Genomic DNA, 17640 nt, shown 5'->3' with positions numbered 1-17640 from the left:
CCTCAATCCGATCCGAGTCGCTCAAGCATTCGGGTGAATTCGCGTTGCTGATCCGCGGTCAATTTGGCCAGGAGACGGGCATCGGCGGCGCGTACTACGGTTTCGGCGCGCTTCAGCAGCTCTTGACCGGGACCGGTCAGCGTGGCCGGCAAGGCGCGCCCTGACGACACCGAATCAGGCCGTGCCACAACTCCGATTTCTTCCAGCTTGCGCAACACGGAGTTCATTGCCTGCGGCGTGACACCAGCGTGTCGGGACAGTTCGGCGCTGGATAATCCCGGCGATTGAGCCAGGATTCGCATGCAGACGAAGTCGGGGAGCGTCAAGCCCAGGGGGCTCAATGCGGCAGACACCTCAGGTCGTAGTGCTGTTGCGGCCCGGTAGAGCAGGTAGCCCAGCGGGGCATCTTCGGCTTGACCCATATCAAGGAGTTTGACATATGTGCTGGGGGCCAAGCGTTAGAACAAGGGTCTTCGCGTGACGCGGCAATCCGTATCTTCGGGACTGTTGAACCCGGCCGCGGGCGAAAAGTTGCCGCGTCGTGGCGTTGCGCGGCCCGGCTGGGCTAAAGACCTAGATTGCCAGCTGGGCACAGAATGCACCCCGCCCACGCCAGTGTGAGGCGATGAGGCAGGATAAGAGATGCCGTCCTGGGTGTTCGCTGGGATGGCACTGTCATGCGAGGAGTCTGATGACGGAGTCCGACGTCGCCGGTTCGGCGGCTCCGAAGCCGGAGCCGGTGGGCACCAACGGTGTGTTGGCATCACCAGTTTCGAATCCTCCCTCCGCGTACTCACGGGTCTTGCTGAAGCTCGGCGGCGAGATGTTTGGCGGCGGCGAAGTTGGGCTGGATCCCGAGGTGGTAGAACAGGTGGCCCGCCAGATCGCTGACGTCGTCCGCGGTGGCGTGCAGATCGCTGTGGTCATCGGTGGGGGCAACTTCTTCCGTGGCGCACAGCTACAGCAGCTGGGCATGGAGCGCACCCGTTCGGACTACATGGGGATGCTCGGTACCGTTATGAACAGCCTTGCGCTGCAGGATTTTCTTGAGAAGGAAGGCATCGCCACCCGGGTCCAGACCGCGATCACCATGGGCCAAGTGGCTGAGCCCTACCTCCCATTGCGGGCGGTACGCCATCTGGAGAAGGGGCGCGTGGTGATCTTCGGGGCAGGCATGGGCCTGCCGTACTTCTCCACGGACACAACCGCGGCGCAGCGGGCGCTGGAGATCGACGCGGACGTTGTGTTGATGGCCAAGGCGGTCGACGGTGTGTTTGATGAGGATCCGCGGGTGAATCCCGAGGCCGAATTGCTTACCTCGATCAGTCATCGCGAGGTTATTGACCGTGGTTTGCGAGTAGCCGACGCCACCGCGTTCAGCCTGTGCATGGACAATGGCATGCCGATCCTTGTGTTCAACCTGCTGACCAGTGGCAACATCGCGCGTGCGGTTGCTGGTGAGAAGATCGGGACGCTAGTCACCACTTAAGGTAAGACGCGATGATCGGCGTTTGGGACCATCGGAGTTTAGCGATGAAGAGGAGCGGGGCACATGATCGATGAGGCTCTCTTCGACGCCGAAGAGAAAATGGAGAAGGCCGTGTCGGTGGCTCGCGACGACCTGTCGACGATTCGGACGGGTCGAGCCAACCCGGGCATGTTTTCACGGATCGCTATCGACTATTACGGTGCGACCACGCCTATTACGCAGCTGGCCAGCATCAACGTTCCCGAGGCGCGGCTGGTCGTGATCAAGCCGTACGAGGCTGGCCAGTTGAATGCCATTGAGACGGCCATCCGCAATTCAGACCTCGGAGTCAACCCCTCCAACGACGGCACCCTCATTCGGGTGGCCGTGCCTCAGCTCACCGAGGAGCGTCGGCGGGAGCTGGTCAAGCAGGCGAAATCCAAGGGCGAGGACGCCAAGGTTTCAGTGCGCAATATCCGGCGCAAAGCGATGGAGGAGCTGCATCGCATCCGCAAGGAAGGCGAAGCGGGCGAGGATGAGGTGGGTCGCGCGGAAAAGGATTTGGACAAGACCACGCATCAATACGTTGTGCAGATAGACGAATTGGTCAAACACAAAGAAGGCGAGCTGCTAGAGGTCTAGCGGCCGCTAGTAGCTATGTCCGTTTAAGTCTGTGAATTCCAGCGATTCTGGCGCCGGCACCCCGCCCGACAGGCCGGCGCGTGAGGCCGGAGGCATCGCGCAGCAGCCGCAAGAGAAAACGTCGCGGGCGGGACGCGATTTGCCCGCTGCGATCGTCGTGTCACTGGCTATTGGTGGCTGCCTCATCGCAGCGCTTCAACTCGCTCCTCGACTGTGGGTTGCTATCGTCGCTGTCGGCATCTTCATCGCCACTCACGAGGTGGTGCGGCGGCTGCGCGAAGCCGGCTACGTGGTTCCGGCTATACCGTTGCTGCTCGGAGGCCAAACCACTATCTGGCTGACTTGGCCGTTTGGCGCCCTCGGCGCGTTGGTCGGATTCGCTGGTACGGTTGTGATCTGCATGAATTGGCGACTATTCATGCGAGACGATCGGCCGCGCAGCAGCCTGGACGAAAGTCCGGCTGTTCCGTCGTTTTCGGGAAACTACCTGCGGGACGTGTCCACCACTATCTTCTTGGCGGCGTGGGTTCCGCTGTTCGCCTCGTTCGGTGCGTTGCTGGTGTACCCGGAGGATGGCGCGGGGCGGGTGTACTCGTTGATGATCGCAGTCATTGCCTCCGACGTCGGCGGCTACACCGTGGGGGTCCTGTTCGGAAAGCACCCGATGGCACCGAGGATCAGCCCGAAGAAGTCGTGGGAGGGACTCGCTGGCTCATTGGTCTGCGGTGTCACCGCAACGATTCTGACTGTAACTTTGCTGGCCGGCAGACCGCTCTGGGTGGGCGCGGTACTGGGTCTTGTCCTTGTGCTGACCTGCACTCTCGGCGATCTGGTCGAGTCGCAGGTCAAGCGCGATCTCGGAATCAAGGACATGGGTCGCTTGCTACCCGGTCATGGTGGTCTGATGGATCGGCTCGATGGCCTGCTTCCGTCCGCGGTTGCGGCCTGGATCGTCCTGACACTGCTGAGCTGACGCGACCGGCACACTGGACACGTCATGGTTCGCGAGTTGATGTTCGAAGAGCCGCGCGGGGACGGCTCGATTCGGCGGCCACCGCGGCACCTGGCCGACCTCGATTCGGCGGGTCGCGCCGCCGCCGTTGCGGAACTGGGGTTGCCGGCCTTTCGGGCCAAACAGCTTGCGCACCAGTACTACGGCCGGCTGATCGCCGATCCTCGCCAGATGACCGACCTTCCGGCGGCCGCACGTGCCCTGATTGCCGAAACAATGTTTCCGGACCTGCTCACCGTGTCGCGTGAATTCACCTGCGATGCCGGCCAGACTCGGAAGACGTTGTGGCGGGCTGTAGACGGCGCCACCTTCGAGTCGGTGCTGATGCGCTACCCGAAGCGCACGACGTTATGCGTCTCGTCGCAGGCCGGTTGCGGCATGGCCTGTCCTTTCTGCGCTACTGGCCAGGGCGGGTTGACACGCAACCTTTCCACCGCGGAGATCGCCGAGCAGGTGCGTGCCGGTGCCGCCGTGTCTCGGGACGACTTCGATTGCCGGTTGTCGAATGTGGTTTTCATGGGGATGGGGGAGCCGCTGGCCAACTACGCCAGGGTGCTGGCCGCGGTTCATCGCATTACCGAACTCCCGCCGTTCGGTTTCGGAATTTCGGCTCGGTCGGTGACCGTGTCGACAGTGGGGTTAGCCCCGGCGATCCGCAGGCTCGCCGACGAACAACTCGGCGTTACGTTGGCTTTGTCCCTGCACGCACCGGACGACGCGCTGCGCGACACACTGGTTCCGGTAAACAACCGGTGGCCCATCGACGAGGCCTTGGATGCGGCGAGGTATTACGCGGACGCGACTGGCCGGCGTGTTTCTGTCGAATACGCACTGATTCGAGATGTCAACGACCAACCGTGGCGGGCCGACCTGTTGGGTAGGCGGTTGCAGCGTGCGCTTGGACCACTGGTGCATGTCAACGTGATTCCGCTCAACCCGACTCCGGGCAGTGATTGGGACGCTAGCCCTAAGCCGGTTGAGCGGGACTTCGTCACGCGTGTTCGGGCGAAAGGGGTCTCCTGCACGGTGCGAGACACTCGGGGCCGGGAGATCAGCGCCGCCTGCGGACAGCTTGCCGCCGAAGGCTAAAAGTCGGCCTGCTGAACCGTAGCGACCGGTACTACGTCATCAGAGCAAAACACCCAGCAAAGAGGGTCTGCCATGATTCGTCGTCTCCTGTCCCCGATCAACTTGTTCGCCTCGGTTCTGGCGGTGGTTGTCCTGATGTTTGGCCTGGCCAATGCTCCGCGTGCGTTGGCCGCTGATGATCGTCTGCAGTTCACCGCAACCACCCTCGGTGGTGCTCCTTTCGATGGCGCTAGCCTGCAAGGCAAGCCGGCGGTGTTGTGGTTTTGGACGCCGTGGTGTCCGTTCTGCAACACAGAAGCCCCCAGCGTCGCTCAAGTGGCTGCTGCCAATCCCGGTGTCAGTTTCGTCGGCGTTGCCGCTCGCTCGGATGTCGGTGCGATGCAGAACTTCGTTTCGAAGTACAACTTGAACTTCACCAATCTCAATGATGCTGACGGCTCAGTCTGGGCGCGCTACAACGTGCCGTGGCAGCCGGCTTATGTGTTCTATCGTGCCGATGGCTCGTCGACATTCGCCAACAACCCCACTTCGGCCATGTCTCAACAGGAGTTGTCCGATCGGGTAGCCGCACTGACGTCCTGATCGTCTCGTCGAAGTGAATACTGCTCTGATCGGTTTAGCCTTTGCCGCTGGCCTGGTGGCAGCGCTGAATCCGTGCGGGTTCGCCATGCTTCCCGCGTACCTGCTTCTGGTGGTGCGTGGGCGCCGGAACGCCGAGCGCCCGGAATTAATGTCGCCGGTGACCCAAGTCGGCCGGGCTCTGGCAGCAACCGCCGGGATGGCACTCGGTTTCGTGACGGTTTTTGGCGCGTTCGGCGCACTGACGATCTCGGCGGCTAGCACTGTGCAGCGTTACCTGCCGTATGTGACGGTGCTGATCGGCATAGCGCTCATTGCGCTGGGGGTTTGGCTGCTGTCGGGTCGAGAGTTGACGGTCCTGACACGCGGGCCGGTCGGCGCGCGCTGGGCGCCGACGGTTCGGTTGGGTTCCATGTACGGCTACGGGGTGAGCTATGCGCTCGCTTCGTTGTCGTGCACTATCGGGCCATTTCTCGCGGTCACGAGCGCAGGCCTGCGGGGTGGTTCGATCCTGGGAAGTGCGACCGTCTACCTCTCCTACGTCGCGGGTCTGACCCTGGTGGTCGGCGTGCTTGCGATCGCCGCCGCAACGGCCAGCTCGGCGTTGGTCGACCGGATGCGGCGAATCCTGCCATTCGTGCATCGGATCAGTGGTGGGCTGCTGGTGCTGGTCGGACTGTATGTGGCCTACTACGGCCTCTACGAGGTGCGGCTGTTTGCCGCAACCGCTGGAGCGATGACATCTCCGCGGGACGGGGTGATTGCGGCGGCCGGCCGTGTGCAAGGTGTGTTGGCTGGCTGGGTGCATCGGTATGGTGCGTGGCCGTGGGTGGTGGCGTTGGCCGTGCTTGTGCTGGCAGCGTTCGCTGGGACTTGGTACCGGCGGGCGCGTCGTTGATCGGTTGCCCACTCATGCTCGGACGTTCGACGCCGATTACTTAGCCATGTTCCAGGTGCCGGACTTACCGAAAGCTGGGGTCGGTCTGGCCTGAGCTCAATTGCGGGCTGGTGGTCGAGCGGACAACGCGTTCTCGAACGTTTCCCGTAGTTCGTGTCCGACCTCGTCGAGGGGTTGTGTCGAACGTGCGGCGCGGCAGAGTACGACTGCGCCCTCCACGGCCGCGACCGCGAGCGTCGCGAGACGCCGCGCGCGGTGTGGCGGCGTGCCTTCGCGCCGCAGCGAAGCCGCGAAGACCGCCTGCCAACGCTGGAATGCTTGGGCGGCGGCATCGGCGAGTTGGGGTGCGTCGTGCTGTGATTCGGCCACGATTGCGACGATCGAGCAGCCAGCGTTGAAGTTGTGCTCGCGTACGTGCCGGGTCCAGCCGGCTACGAATGCGGCGAGCGTTGAGATCGGGTCGAGTTGTTGGGTGAATGCCATTTCAAGCGCATCGCCGACTTCGCGGTCGGCAAGTCGGATGACGTTCTCGGCGAGTTCGCTCTTGCCGCCGGGGAAGTGGTGATAGATCGCACCGCGGGGCACGCCACTATGGGCGTTTATGTCGCGAAAGCCGGTGCCGCTGTAACCGCGCTCGCGAAACAATGCGTATGCGCTGCGGATCATGCGCTCTTTGCTGTCGGAGGCCACTAGCGCAGCCGTTCGATCAGGTCGTCCAGCGTCACGACGCTGTGCACCATCCGTGGCAGCGTTGTCGCGATCGATGCGCTGTGGTTGGCCGGGCTGGTACCTACGCAGCAGTTCGAGACAATGGTGGTTTGCATGTCGAGCTCCACGGCGTCGCGCGCCGTGGAGTCGACCTCGACGTCGGTACGTGCGCCTGCCAGCACAATGCGCTCGGCGCCTAAAGCGACGAGCTGCTCGGCGAGCGCAGCGCCCGCGAATGCCGATAGTGCTGGGCATGGTTTCATGACGATGTCATCCATCCCGGGCGCGAGATCTGGGTGGATATCGGCGCCCGCTGTGCCTGGACGCAGAAGCTTGCTTTCAACAAGAGCGCGTTGGCTTGGCGTCGGGTTGTGTATGCCGTTCTCCGGAGTCGGTGACAATGCCGGCGTGTAGACAACTGGTAGCGCGGCGGTCCGTGCTGCCGCCTTCAGGCGCACCAGTCTTGCGAGCACGGCGGCATCGGCGAGCAAGTCCGGCTGCGTTCCGACCAGAACGAGTGCGGTGTCGCCACCGAGGTAGGACAGGCGCCCACGCAGCATGGTATCGGCGAGGCGCTTCACTGCGCGGTTTGTGATCCGGTTGAACAATGTGTCGGCGGTCATTGCACCGACCCGACCCAGGTTTTCGCCGTCACCACTGCGTGTGCGACCTCGCGTAGCGAGCCGTCGAGCGCGGCGGCGTGATCATCGTGGCTCCAGGCAGCGACACCGTCGCTGATCACGGTTACCGCATAGCCTAGGTCGACCGCTTGGCGCAGGGTCGATTCAACGCACGTATTCGTCAGCAGACCGCAGATGACCAAGTTTTGAACCCCGATCGATCGGAGGTGCTCGTCGAGGTTGGTGCCACCGAATCCACTGGAGACGGCATGCTCGGAGGCCACGAACTCGCCAGGCTGGGGTGCGAGGTCGGTCCGAAAGCGGCCGCCGTACCGCTCATCTGCGAAGAAGTGGCTACGGCGGGCGAGCAACTGGCTCGGGCTGGGCCACTTCATGTCGCCTCGCTTGCCGGATCGGTAGCGCTGGTGCGGGGCATACACCACCGGGATTCCGACCCGCCGCGCTTCTTTGAGTACGCGCTTGAGGTTGTCGATCAGGTGCACCTTGTTGGCCACCGTGCGGATCAGCGGCCATCCTTTGCCGAGAACCGAGGTGAAGTCGTTGTACGGATCGATGAGCAGCACGGCGGTCGAACTCGCAGTTGGCATCGTGGACACAACGCTACTAGGACGACCGTCCTAGAGCAAGTCACGACTTGTCGGCCGCGATGGTGTGACTGCGGTCTACGGCGAGCTGCCGCTATGCCGCGACGTGTGGCTCGGCAGGTCTGCGAAGGCTATCTGATCCAGCCGCGCCGTCGACCCCACAGGTCGCGTACCAGGACAAACAATACGAGCGCGGCAAACAGCACCAGGAACACGTCTTCTACGTGGCCGACGTGATTGCCCCGGAGCATCGCCAGCAGGAGCACGAATCCGCAGAAGCCGGCGATGTGCCAGGTCCGATGGTTGATCTTGCTCCACCCCCACGCCGCCGAAGGCACCTCGGCGGTGTCGACGGTGGTGAGGTGTTCCACCTCGGTACTGGCCACGCTGATCCTCCGTTGAGCTGGGCGTCAGACTCGGACTGTGCCTCAACATTCTGGCACATGTGGCTCCAACCGCGTCCGGGCCTGTGCGTTGCCGCGGAGCCCAGCACAACAGCGAGGATTCAGCTCCGGGTCTGCTAGGCGGGCGGCAGCAGCACCGAGTCGATCAAATACACCGTCGCGTTGGAAGTGGCTACTCCGCCACAGACGACATTGGCGTCGTTGACCTTGAGGTCATTGCCTTGGCCGGCCACCGTGAGGTTGGCGCCCTGCAGGGTTTGATGTGTGCCCACAACTTTGGCCGGGCTTGCCTGCCCTTGCACCACGTGGTAGGTGAGGATGTTCTTCAGCATCGCCGAGTCGGTCTTAAGCTGGTCGATGGTGGACGCCGGCAGCTTGTTGAATGCGGCGTCAGTCGGCGCGAACACCGTGTACTGACCGCTGTTGAGGGTGTCCACCAAATTCACCTGGGGATTGAGCTTGCCGGACAATGCCGCGGTCAACGTTGTCAGCTGCGGATTGTTCGAGGCCGCCACCGCAACCGGAACCTGCGACATCCCCTGCACCGAAGCTGGACCTGTTGGATTCGCTGTTGCGTAGTCGGTGCAACCCGGCCCGACCAGCTCAGCCGTCGCGATGGGAGATGCTGCCAACGCCAACGCCGTCATGGCGGCCGCAGCCAAACCGGTGGATACGGTTGCTTTCTTCGTTTTCATGTGGGTTCGCTCCTTTGCTGAGTGTTGGGTTGGTCGGTAGTTTCTTGCCGAAACCCGACATGTTTTCTTCGGAGCCGATCGCGATCTGGATGGGTATTAGCCGTAGGTGAAGGAAAAGACCTGAACGCCTTTGCTGGGTCGCACCTCGAGCGTTCCGTTGGTCAGTTGGTCACCAGCGACGATGCGGTGCGAGGTCGGCGGCCCGGTGATCGGCAGCGTGGTCGGCTCTCCGTTCTCAACGGTCGTGAGGGTGCCTGTGCCGCCCGCCACGATATAGACGTTTTTTGCGTGGTAGTTGAGTTTGATGGCTGAATTGTCGCCGTTGGCGGTCGCGCCTTGGTAATCCAACGACCAGGGGCCGGTCAAAGCGAAGCTGTTGGCGGCGAGTGTCGGCGGATAGCTGAACGTCGCCGACCCTTGGTCGTAGCTGCTGCTGCCGCCGTAGTTGACCACTTTGCCGACCCCCAAATAGGTCTCGACGGTGAGTCTGGTTTGCGGTGTAAGGTCGGGCGCGTCTACCGGCTGCGGCAGCGCGATGTTTGGTTTGGCGGCAGTGAGCAGCTGTCTGATCAACTGTTCGGTGACGTTGTAGTCACCTTCTCCGAATTTGATATGCCGGACGGTGCCGTTGGCGTCGATCAGATACTCGGCCGGCCAGTAGCGGTTTCGGTAATTGGTCCACGTTGAATAGTTGTTGTCCAGCGCTATCGGATATGTGATGTTCAGATCCGCGGCTCCTTTGGCCACGTTGTCGGCAACTTTTTCGAACGCGTACTCCGGAGTGTGCACGCCAACGACTTCGAAACCAAGGTCTCGATAAGCCTGGTACCAGCCGACGACGTGTGGGATGGCTCTTTGACAGTTGATGCACGAGTAAGCCCAGAAGTCGACCAGCACGACCTTGCCGCGCAGCGAGCCCAACGTGATGGGTTGTTCGCCGGGTGTGTTGAGCCAACCTGTGATACCCGCGAGATCGGGTGCGGTGCCGCAGTTTTCGAGCTGCACACCCCCATCGCTGCACTTGGACAGCTCAGCGTTCTGCTCGTTGACGATTCCGCCGAGGTTCAGTTGCTCGCGGATTTGCTCAGAGCTGCCGACCTTGTCCTGCAACGAAGCTGTGTAGTCAGGAATGGCCCGTTGCAGCACGGCTGGTAGATCGAACACCAACCCCACCGCGAGCACGATTGTCGCGATTCCTGCGGCGATGCGGATCCCGCGTTGACGGCGTCGGAAAGCGGTCACCCGATCGGCGATCCGTTGTCCGGCCAGCGCGAAGAACAACAGTGGTAATGCCGCCCCGACAGCGAATGCCGAGGTCAGCACTACCGTGTCCACGCCGATGCTGGAAGTAGCGCCGGCCACGATGATCGCGGCCAGAACTGGACCTGCGCATGGCACGTACAGCACGCCCAGCGCTAGGCCCAGCCCGAAACCGTCGCCGGCAGCGGTGAATCGCTTTTGCGGAATACGGGAGAACGGCCGCTCCAGCAGTTCGTTGAATTTCGGAAAGATGAGGCCGATGCCTATCGCGACCAGTGCGACCAGCGCTACCCAACGGATGGCGTCCTGCGGAAGGTGCAGTAGGGACAGCAGCGCCGAGCCGAGCAGGGTCACAGCGCTGAAGCTGAGCACCAGGCCGCCGATCACTCGGTAGGGGCGCCAGGTAGCTGACGTCGCGCGCTTGGGCTGGACTGCCACCGATCCTTCGTCTTGCGACTTCGGTGTCGGTTGGGTGGCTGCGCCCTGCGCTCCGGAGAAAAAGATCACGGGCAAGACCGGCAGTATGCAGGGTGATATTCCGGTGATGATGCCTCCGAGGAGGCCAACGAGTGCAAGGGTCAACACATTCTCGATTCATTGCGGTGTGGGTCGCGGCTTAGCTAGACGGTCAATCGCGGCGCGCTGATCGCCGCCGGCCTCCATGGCAAGGCAGCCCACGTACTCGGCTGCCTTGCCATGGTCGTTGTCGGCTATTGGCTTGGAGGCATCAGCACAGTGTCGATCATGTACACCGTCGCGTTGGAAGTGTGCACTCCGCCGCAGACTAGACCGGCGTCGTTGACCTTCAGATCGTTGCCGGCGCCCGCCACCGTTACTTCGGCGCCCTGCAGGGTTACGTGCGTGCCCTCGACCTTGCTCGGGCTCGCCTGTCCGGCCACCACATGGTAGGTCAAGATGCTGGTGAGGAGGTCGGCATCGGTCTTGAGTTGATCGAGAGTGGCTGCGGGAAGCTTGTTGAACGCGGCGTTCGTCGGTGCGAAAACCGTATATTCGCCGCTGTTGAGGGTGTCGACGAGGTTTACCTCCGGGTTCAGCTTGCCCGACAATGCCGCGGTGAGGGTAGCTAGCATCGGGTTGTTCGCTGCCGCGGTGGCTACCGGGTCCTGTGCCATTCCGACTACTGAACCGGGACCACTGGGATTCTGCGCTGCGTAATCCGCGCACCCAGGACCGATCAGGTCTGCGGCGGGGTCTGCCGTCGCGGACGTGGTGGCCGGCGCCGCGGTGCTGCTCGCCGATTGGGCGTCCTGGGTGCTTTGCGGCGCGGTCTCGGTGCTGGAGCATCCCGCTAAACCGACAATCGCCATCGTCGCAAGGCCCGCTGTTGCCAATGTCGTGGCTCGAACGTTCATCATCGCGTTTCGATTCCTTTGCTAATGACGGCTTTTGAACGGCAATCGCCGCCGTTCCTCCGGCCGCACATAACAGATTCGGAGTGACAGCCGGCATGGACGGGTCTAGAAACCTCCGAAAACCTTTGATTTGCGTCAGGTGCGCTATTGCCGTGCGGGCGCAGGGGTTTTCCAGGCTAAAAATGCCGACGTGAGCTCGCCGGGACGGGGGCAGCGCTGGACCGCTGGTAGACGGCACAATGGGTGGGTGACCAACGATGCGGGCGGCTGCGGCGACGACTATGCGGGGGGTCGCTTGCGGGTGTTGGTGCTGGGCAGTACCGGTTCGATCGGCACTCAGGCGCTGGAAGTCATCGCGGCCAATCCGGAGCGATTCGAACTGGTCGGGCTCGCCGCCGGGGGGAGTGATCCGGCGAAGCTGCTGCGGCAGCGTGCCGAAACCGGGGTGACCAACATCGCTGTTGCTGACGCCCATGCGGCGCAGCGGGTCGGTGACATTCCGTACCAAGGTCCTGAAGCGGTCACCCGGCTCGTCGAGTCAACAGAGGCCGATGTTGTCCTCAATGCGCTGGTCGGAGCGTTGGGCCTGCGGCCGACGCTGGCCGCGCTGGAGTCAGGCGCGCGCCTTGCCCTGGCCAACAAGGAATCGCTGGTCGCTGGGGGGGAGCTGGTGCTGGCCGCAGCTCGCCCCGGTCAGATCGTGCCCGTTGACTCTGAGCACTCCGCGCTAGCCCAATGCCTGCGTGGCGGGACCCCTGATGAAGTCGCCAAGTTGGTCCTGACGGCTTCTGGAGGGCCGTTCCGCGGCTGGTCAGCGGCTGATCTCGAGCATGTCACCCCGGATCAGGCAGGCGCGCACCCGACCTGGTCCATGGGCGTGATGAACACGCTGAACTCGGCGTCGCTAGTCAACAAAGGCCTTGAGGTTATCGAAACGCATCTGCTTTTCAGCATTCCCTATGACCGCATCGAGGTGGTGGTACATCCCCAGTCGATCGTGCACTCGATGGTCACCTTCGTCGATGGCTCGACCATCGCCCAGGCCAGTCCGCCGGACATGAAGCTGCCAATATCCTTAGCCTTAGGCTGGCCGGACCGGGTCAGGGGCGCCGCTGCTGCCTGCGATTTCACCACCGCGGCACGTTGGGAGTTCGAGCCCCTGGACGTCGACGTTTTTCCCGCGGTCGAGCTGGCCAGGCAGGCTGGTGAGCTGGGTGGGTGCATGACCGCCGTCTACAACGCTGCCAACGAAGAAGCAGCGGCAGCGTTTCTTGCGGGCCGGATTGGTTTCCCGGCCATCGTCGGCACCATCGCCGACGTGTTGCATGACGCCAACAAATGGGCCGTCGCACCCGCTACCGTGGATGACGTACTTGACGCGCAGCGCTGGGCGCGCGGACGGGCTCAGCGCGCGGTGGCCAGTGCGAGCCCGGCAGTGGTTTCCGGAAAGGTCTCCGGAATGGCTTTAGAAAGGTCTTGACTCATCTGATGATGTTCGTTGTCGGAATTGTGTTGTTCGCACTGGCCATCCTGATCTCGGTGGCCTTGCACGAGTGCGGCCACATGTGGGTGGCGCGCGCTACCGGCATGAAGGTGCGTCGCTATTTTGTGGGCTTTGGCCCCACATTGTGGTCAACGCGGCGGGGTGAAACCGAGTACGGGCTCAAGGCTGTTCCGCTGGGCGGCTTCTGCGATATCGCCGGCATGACTCCGGTTGAGGACCTCGATCCCGACGAACACGACCGCGCGATGTACAAGCAAGCGACCTGGAAGCGTGCCGCGGTGTTGTTCGCCGGGCCGGGAATGAACTTCGTGATTTGCCTCGCGCTCATCTACGGGATCGCGTTGGTCTGGGGGTTGCCTAACCTGCATCCGCCCACAACAGCTCTGGTCGGTGAAACTGGCTGCATCGCACCGGAAGTGACTCAGGGTGAGCTTGGCAGCTGCACCGGGCCCGGACCGGCCGCCGAGGCGGGAATTCGGGCCGGCGACGTTGTCGTCAAGGTCGGCGACACTGCGGTCTCCACCTTTGACGAGATGGCCAAAGCGGTGCGGAAGTCGCACGGCATCGTTCCCATCGTCGTCGAGCGTGACGGCACACCGGTGACGGTCAATGTGGACATCGCCTCCACTCAACGGTGGATTCCCGATGGGCAGGGGGGGCGACTCAAGCCTGTCAACGTGGGGGCCATCGGGGTCGGTGCCGCCCAAGTAGGACCTACGCAATACGGGGTGTTCTCTGCCGTGCCGGGCACCGTCGCCTTCACCGCTGACCTGACAGCCGAAGTGGGCAAAGCGCTGGTCGCCATTCCCGGCAAAGTTGGTGCCTTGGTGCGCGCTATCGGGGGCGAACAGCGCGATCCAGAGACGCCAATCAGCGTGGTCGGCGCCAGCATCATCGGCGGCGACACCGTTGACCATGGGCTTTGGGTGGCATTCTGGTTCTTCCTGGCCCAATTGAATCTGATTTTGGGTGCGATCAACCTCGTGCCGTTGCTGCCGTTCGACGGTGGTCACATTGCAGTCGCGGTGTTCGAGAAAATACGCAACATGGTCCGGTCGGCTCGTGGAATGGTCGCGGCCGCGCCGGTGAACTACCTCAAGCTCATGCCCGCGACGTATGTGGTTTTGGTTCTCGTGGTCGGATACATGCTGTTGACCGTCACTGCCGACGTGGTCAATCCGATCAGGTTGTTCCAGTAATACGAACTGGATGGAAGGGGCACCAGTGGCCGTTGGTCTGGGTATGCCGGAACCACCGGCGCCCTCGCTTTCTCCCCGGCGCAGCACGCGCCAATTGATGGTTGCCGACGTCGGGGTTGGCAGCGACTATCCGATCTCGGTCCAGTCGATGTGCACCACAAAGACTCACGAGGTCAACGCGACATTGCAGCAGATCGCCGAGTTGACCGCGGCGGGATGCGACATTGTGCGGGTGGCGTGCCCGCGGCAGGAGGACGCCAACGCCCTGGCCGAGATCGTTAAACACAGTCAGCTTCCGGTGATCGCTGACATTCACTTCCAGCCGAAGTACATCTTCGCCGCTATTGACGCCGGTTGCGCGGCAGTGCGGGTAAATCCGGGCAATATCAAGGAATTCGACGGCAGAGTCGGAGAGGTCGCCAAAGCGGCCGACGCGGCCAGGACCCCCATCCGGATCGGCGTGAATGCCGGCTCGCTGGACAAACGGATCATGGCCAAATACGGCAAAGCCACACCCGAAGCGCTGGTGGAGTCGGCGTTGTGGGAGGCATCGCTGTTCGAAGAACACGGCTTCGGCGATATCAAGATCAGTGTCAAGCACAGCGATCCGGTGGTGATGGTCTCCGCCTACGAGTTGCTGGCCGCACAGTGTGATTACCCCCTGCATCTGGGTGTCACCGAGGCCGGACCGGCTTTCCAGGGCACCATCAAGTCAGCGGTGGCCTTTGGTGCGCTGTTGTCGAAGGGTATTGGCGACACCATCCGGGTATCGCTGTCGGCGCCACCGGTCGAGGAGGTCAAGGTCGGCAATCAGATTCTTGAGTCGCTGAACCTACGACCACGTTCGCTTGAGATTGTTTCCTGTCCGTCGTGCGGGCGGGCCCAAGTCGACGTCTACACCCTTGCCAACGAGGTGAGTGCGGGCCTGGACGGTCTCGACGTGCCTCTGCGGGTAGCTGTGATGGGGTGCGTCGTCAACGGCCCGGGTGAGGCGCGCGAGGCTGACCTGGGTGTTGCCTCGGGCAACGGCAAGGGCCAGATCTTTGTGCGAGGTGAAGTGATCAAGACCGTGCCAGAGGCGCAGATCGTCGAGACACTGATTGAGGAGGCGATGCGCCTCGCTGCTGAAGCGGATAGTGCGGTAGCGGAGGGGGCTGGCGGCGAAACTGGGCGCGATCCCGGCGCGACATCGAGCGGTTCGCCGATTGTGACCGTAAGCTGATAGGGCCGGTTGCTTGTCGGTTCTGTATTAGTTGCCCCAGTTCGCACCACAGAGAGTTCGCCAGATGTCGGCTCCGCCCGTTCTGCGCCTTGTCGGTGAGCGGCGTGTGTCCATGGTGCGTGACCCGGCTGCCTTGTGGCGGGTCCTCGACAACGATCCCGTCGAATCGTGCATGGTGGCCGCGCGGGTGGCTGATCACGGCATCAACCCCAAGTCGATTGGCGGAGAACTCTGGACCCGACGAGGCGCCGAAGAGTCGCTGTGCTTTGCCGGTGCCAACCTCATTCCGCTGCGCGGCGGACCAAACGATCTCAATGCATTCGCCGACGAGGCGATGAGCGCAGCGCGGCGATGCTCGTCGCTGGTGGGCAGGGCAGACTTGGTGCTGCCGATGTGGCGGCGGCTGGAATCCGCATGGGGGCCCGCGCGCGACGTGCGCGACAACCAGCCGCTGATGGCGCTGCGCGGCCATCCGAAGTGCCGGGTCGACCCTGGCGTGCGGCAGGTGCGGCCGGAAGAACTGGACGCCTATCTGGTAGCCGCTGTCGACATGTTCATCGGCGAAGTTGGCGTCGACCCGCGCACTGGAGACGGGGGGCGCGGCTACCGCCGTCGGGTAGCTGCGCTGATTGCGGCGGGACGGGCTTGGGCCAGGTTCGAGCAAGGGCAGGTCGTTTTCAAGGCCGAAGTCGGATCGCAGTCTCCAGCCGTTGGCCAGATTCAGGGGGTCTGGGTTCATCCTGACTGGCGGGGCCTTGGCCTGGGCACAGCCGGGACCGCAATGCTGGCTGCCGTAATCGTCGGTAGTGGGCGTGTCGCCAGCCTGTACGTGAACAATTTCAACGACGCTGCCCGTGTGGCGTACGCCCGGGTTGGCTTTGCCGAAGTCGGTACCTTCGCGACGGTGCTGATGGACTAATCGGGCTGACTCGGCTTCGGGCTCCCTGCCGCGGCGGTACCGGTTTCGTCTCGCTTTGCACGCTGCGTTGCGATGGGGCCGAGGCGAATACGGTCCGCGATCAGGACGCGCCAGGCAGTGGTGCGGGGCCGCATTCCGCCTCGGGGAGTCAGCGGCTCCAGCTGTCCTCTAGCATCTGCGGGCGGCACGCCTGAATTGCTCCGATGCCCAGCACGGCAAGTGCGACCAGCAGGAGCCCGAACGGCGCATACCAGCCGCCGGTGATCGTGTGCAGCACACCGAACAACACGGGTCCCAGGCATGCAACGGCGTATCCGACCCCCTGGATGAATCCGGACAGAGCCGCGGAGCCCGCGGCGGTGCGCGTCCGCAGGTTCACCAGGGTGATCCCGAGCGGGAAGGTGGATTGCCCGATCCCCAATGCGATCATCCATACCGCGGTGGAAGTCATCGGCAACCACAGCAGCCCGCCGAATCCGATCAGAAAACAGGTCAAGCAGACGACGACGAGTGGGAAGGGATTAAGTATCCGGCCGGCGAGAGGGGGAACTGCCAATGTGGCAAAGAATCCCACTGCAGAGAACAACGCCACCATCCCTCCGCCGAGGGCGGCGCTTCCGCCCGCGGAGGCCAGGATCTCGGGGATCCACGTGAACATCGAATACGTGGTGAGGGATGTCATTCCGAACATGCCGGCCATGCCCCAAGCCAGTGGTGATCGCCAAACCTTGCCCGGGGCAGCTGAACCCACAGTTGTTCTCGCTGAATGGTCGTCTACGTCATGACCACGCCGGGCGATCACGACACCGATCCACGGCAGCAGGGCCGCGACAGGAACGATCACCCACGCCGCCAATGAGACGCGCCAGCCGTAGGCGTTAGCCAACGGAACAGCGGTGAGCGCTGGAACGGTGGTGCCGATTTGTAGGACGGCTAGATACGCCGCGCTCATCAGCGCGACGCGATGCGTGAAGTACCGCTTGACCAACGGCGGGAGCACCACATTGCCGATGCCCATGCCCAGCAGTGCCAGGCAGGACAGGAGCAGCAGTCCACCGGTCGTGGACATCATTGGGCGCGTTGCCATGCCGATGACCGTCGCGATCACGGCGGCTAGCGTCGTGCGCTCCAGGCCCAAACGCTCGGTGAGGGGAGGAGTGACCAATCCGGCGATGGCGAACATGGCCGTGGGCAGCATCCCTAACACGCCGATGACCGTTGCGCCGAAGCCGATATCCCGGGAGATGGCGGCGAGCAGCGGCGTCAGGGAAGTGACCGCCGACCGAAGGCACATGGCGAACAGCAAGATCGCGGCCAGGACGATCAGACGACCGCCCCGCAGCGCGGCCGCCGATATGGTCGGCGCTGTGTCCTGCGCGCCAGGCTGAGTGTCGTTCGTGGTCGTGGTCAACGTCCATCCTCTCTACGGCGGCAAAATCGTAG

At 63.2% G+C, this 17640-nt stretch carries 19 protein-coding genes; 10 read left to right on the top strand and 9 right to left on the bottom strand.

Annotated elements, in window-relative coordinates; translation table 11 throughout:
- Positions 1–2: 2 nt before the first annotated feature.
- Positions 3–422, bottom strand: coding sequence for a MarR family winged helix-turn-helix transcriptional regulator (locus ACO07W_RS03865; RefSeq protein WP_421840952.1), 420 nt, complete (start codon positions 420–422; stop codon positions 3–5).
- A 269-nt stretch (positions 423–691) separates the two neighbouring features.
- On the opposite strand from ACO07W_RS03865, the gene pyrH reads away from it, so the two are divergent.
- The 6 genes from pyrH (at position 692) to ACO07W_RS03835 (ending at position 5688) form a co-directional block, all read left to right on the top strand.
- A complete protein-coding gene (gene pyrH, locus ACO07W_RS03860; protein ID WP_421840951.1) occupies positions 692–1489 on the top strand; it encodes a UMP kinase in 798 nt (265 codons plus the stop codon).
- 63 nt (positions 1490–1552) lie between these two features.
- Positions 1553–2110 carry a ribosome recycling factor gene (gene frr / locus ACO07W_RS03855; RefSeq protein ID WP_421840950.1) on the top strand — a complete coding sequence of 186 codons (558 nt, stop codon included), beginning with the start codon at positions 1553–1555 and terminating at the stop codon, positions 2108–2110.
- Positions 2111–2141: 31 nt separating this feature from the next.
- Complete coding sequence (locus ACO07W_RS03850) at positions 2142–3083, top strand: phosphatidate cytidylyltransferase (RefSeq protein ID WP_421840948.1); 942 nt, start codon at positions 2142–2144, stop codon at positions 3081–3083.
- Positions 3084–3107: 24 nt separating this feature from the next.
- Positions 3108–4211, top strand: a complete 1104-nt coding sequence (gene rlmN, locus ACO07W_RS03845; protein WP_421840946.1) for a 23S rRNA (adenine(2503)-C(2))-methyltransferase RlmN — start codon at positions 3108–3110, stop codon at positions 4209–4211.
- 72 nt (positions 4212–4283) lie between these two features.
- Entirely contained in the window at positions 4284–4793 is a 510-nt protein-coding gene (locus tag ACO07W_RS03840; protein WP_421840944.1) for a protein disulfide oxidoreductase, read from the top strand.
- 13 nt (positions 4794–4806) lie between these two features.
- The gene (locus ACO07W_RS03835) at positions 4807–5688 is read left to right on the top strand and encodes a cytochrome c biogenesis CcdA family protein (RefSeq protein WP_421840942.1); all 882 of its coding nucleotides are present in this window, start codon (positions 4807–4809) and stop codon (positions 5686–5688) included.
- Positions 5689–5784: 96 nt separating this feature from the next.
- Here ACO07W_RS03835 and ACO07W_RS03830 read toward each other — a convergent pair whose 3' ends face one another.
- From ACO07W_RS03830 to ACO07W_RS03800, 7 genes are all read right to left on the bottom strand, one after another.
- Positions 5785–6354, bottom strand: a complete 570-nt coding sequence (locus ACO07W_RS03830) for a TetR/AcrR family transcriptional regulator (protein ID WP_421840940.1) — start codon at positions 6352–6354, stop codon at positions 5785–5787.
- A 23-nt stretch (positions 6355–6377) separates the two neighbouring features.
- Positions 6378–7019: a cysteine hydrolase family protein gene (locus tag ACO07W_RS03825; protein WP_421840938.1), complete on the bottom strand. Its 642-nt coding sequence runs from the start codon at positions 7017–7019 to the stop codon at positions 6378–6380.
- The gene (locus ACO07W_RS03820; RefSeq protein ID WP_421840936.1) at positions 7016–7624 is read right to left on the bottom strand and encodes a cysteine hydrolase family protein; all 609 of its coding nucleotides are present in this window, start codon (positions 7622–7624) and stop codon (positions 7016–7018) included. The genes ACO07W_RS03825 and ACO07W_RS03820 overlap by 4 nt, the downstream gene beginning before the upstream one ends.
- 128 nt (positions 7625–7752) lie before the next feature.
- Positions 7753–8007 (bottom strand): DUF2631 domain-containing protein, encoded by a 255-nt coding sequence (locus ACO07W_RS03815; RefSeq protein ID WP_421840934.1) that lies wholly within the window; start codon positions 8005–8007, stop codon positions 7753–7755.
- 134 nt (positions 8008–8141) lie between these two features.
- Entirely contained in the window at positions 8142–8720 is a 579-nt protein-coding gene (locus ACO07W_RS03810) for a fasciclin domain-containing protein (protein WP_421840932.1), read from the bottom strand.
- 96 nt (positions 8721–8816) lie between these two features.
- Positions 8817–10565, bottom strand: a complete 1749-nt coding sequence (locus ACO07W_RS03805) for a cytochrome c biogenesis protein DipZ (RefSeq protein WP_421840930.1) — start codon at positions 10563–10565, stop codon at positions 8817–8819.
- Positions 10566–10690: 125 nt separating this feature from the next.
- Complete coding sequence (locus ACO07W_RS03800; protein ID WP_421840928.1) at positions 10691–11356, bottom strand: fasciclin domain-containing protein; 666 nt, start codon at positions 11354–11356, stop codon at positions 10691–10693.
- Between the two features lie 244 nt (positions 11357–11600).
- Between ACO07W_RS03800 and dxr the strand changes: the two genes are divergently transcribed.
- The 4 genes from dxr to ACO07W_RS03780 all read left to right on the top strand — a co-directional run bounded on the left by dxr (position 11601) and on the right by ACO07W_RS03780 (position 16197).
- A complete protein-coding gene (dxr, locus tag ACO07W_RS03795) occupies positions 11601–12833 on the top strand; it encodes a 1-deoxy-D-xylulose-5-phosphate reductoisomerase (RefSeq protein ID WP_421840926.1) in 1233 nt (410 codons plus the stop codon).
- A gap of 8 nt (positions 12834–12841) precedes the next feature.
- Positions 12842–14056, top strand: coding sequence for a M50 family metallopeptidase (locus tag ACO07W_RS03790; RefSeq protein ID WP_421845794.1), 1215 nt, complete (start codon positions 12842–12844; stop codon positions 14054–14056).
- Positions 14057–14081: 25 nt separating this feature from the next.
- Positions 14082–15278: a flavodoxin-dependent (E)-4-hydroxy-3-methylbut-2-enyl-diphosphate synthase gene (ispG, locus tag ACO07W_RS03785; protein ID WP_421845793.1), complete on the top strand. Its 1197-nt coding sequence runs from the start codon at positions 14082–14084 to the stop codon at positions 15276–15278.
- A 64-nt stretch (positions 15279–15342) separates the two neighbouring features.
- Complete coding sequence (locus ACO07W_RS03780; RefSeq protein WP_421840924.1) at positions 15343–16197, top strand: GNAT family N-acetyltransferase; 855 nt, start codon at positions 15343–15345, stop codon at positions 16195–16197.
- A 148-nt stretch (positions 16198–16345) separates the two neighbouring features.
- On the opposite strand, the gene ACO07W_RS03775 is transcribed toward ACO07W_RS03780, so the two are convergent.
- Positions 16346–17608: an MFS transporter gene (locus ACO07W_RS03775; RefSeq protein WP_421840922.1), complete on the bottom strand. Its 1263-nt coding sequence runs from the start codon at positions 17606–17608 to the stop codon at positions 16346–16348.
- Between the last annotated feature and the right edge of the window lie 32 nt (positions 17609–17640).

It is taken from the genome of Mycobacterium sp. (assembly GCF_965230835.1).
Classification (GTDB): Bacteria; Actinomycetota; Actinomycetes; order Mycobacteriales; family Mycobacteriaceae; genus Mycobacterium.
The sequence above is the reverse complement of the archived record's forward strand: the minus strand, read 5'-3'. Positions and strand labels throughout refer to the sequence as shown.

Bases quoted from the DNA above. Each gene is read 5' to 3' on its own strand.
- ACO07W_RS03840 (WP_421840944.1), top strand. From the start codon at position 4,284: ATGATTCGTCGTCTCCTGTCCCCGATCAACTTGTTCGCCTCGGTTCTG.
- pyrH (WP_421840951.1), top strand. From the start codon at position 692: ATGACGGAGTCCGACGTCGCCGGTTCGGCGGCTCCGAAGCCGGAGCCG.
- frr (WP_421840950.1), top strand. From the start codon at position 1,553: ATGATCGATGAGGCTCTCTTCGACGCCGAAGAGAAAATGGAGAAGGCC.
- ACO07W_RS03825 (WP_421840938.1), bottom strand. From the start codon at position 7,019: ATGACCGCCGACACATTGTTCAACCGGATCACAAACCGCGCAGTGAAG.
- ACO07W_RS03830 (WP_421840940.1), bottom strand. From the start codon at position 6,354: ATGATCCGCAGCGCATACGCATTGTTTCGCGAGCGCGGTTACAGCGGC.
- ACO07W_RS03865 (WP_421840952.1), bottom strand. From the start codon at position 422: ATGGGTCAAGCCGAAGATGCCCCGCTGGGCTACCTGCTCTACCGGGCC.
- ACO07W_RS03820 (WP_421840936.1), bottom strand. From the start codon at position 7,624: ATGCCAACTGCGAGTTCGACCGCCGTGCTGCTCATCGATCCGTACAAC.
- ACO07W_RS03810 (WP_421840932.1), bottom strand. From the start codon at position 8,720: ATGAAAACGAAGAAAGCAACCGTATCCACCGGTTTGGCTGCGGCCGCC.
- rlmN (WP_421840946.1), top strand. From the start codon at position 3,108: ATGGTTCGCGAGTTGATGTTCGAAGAGCCGCGCGGGGACGGCTCGATT.
- ACO07W_RS03780 (WP_421840924.1), top strand. From the start codon at position 15,343: ATGTCGGCTCCGCCCGTTCTGCGCCTTGTCGGTGAGCGGCGTGTGTCC.
- ACO07W_RS03790 (WP_421845794.1), top strand. From the start codon at position 12,842: ATGATGTTCGTTGTCGGAATTGTGTTGTTCGCACTGGCCATCCTGATC.
- ACO07W_RS03800 (WP_421840928.1), bottom strand. From the start codon at position 11,356: ATGATGAACGTTCGAGCCACGACATTGGCAACAGCGGGCCTTGCGACG.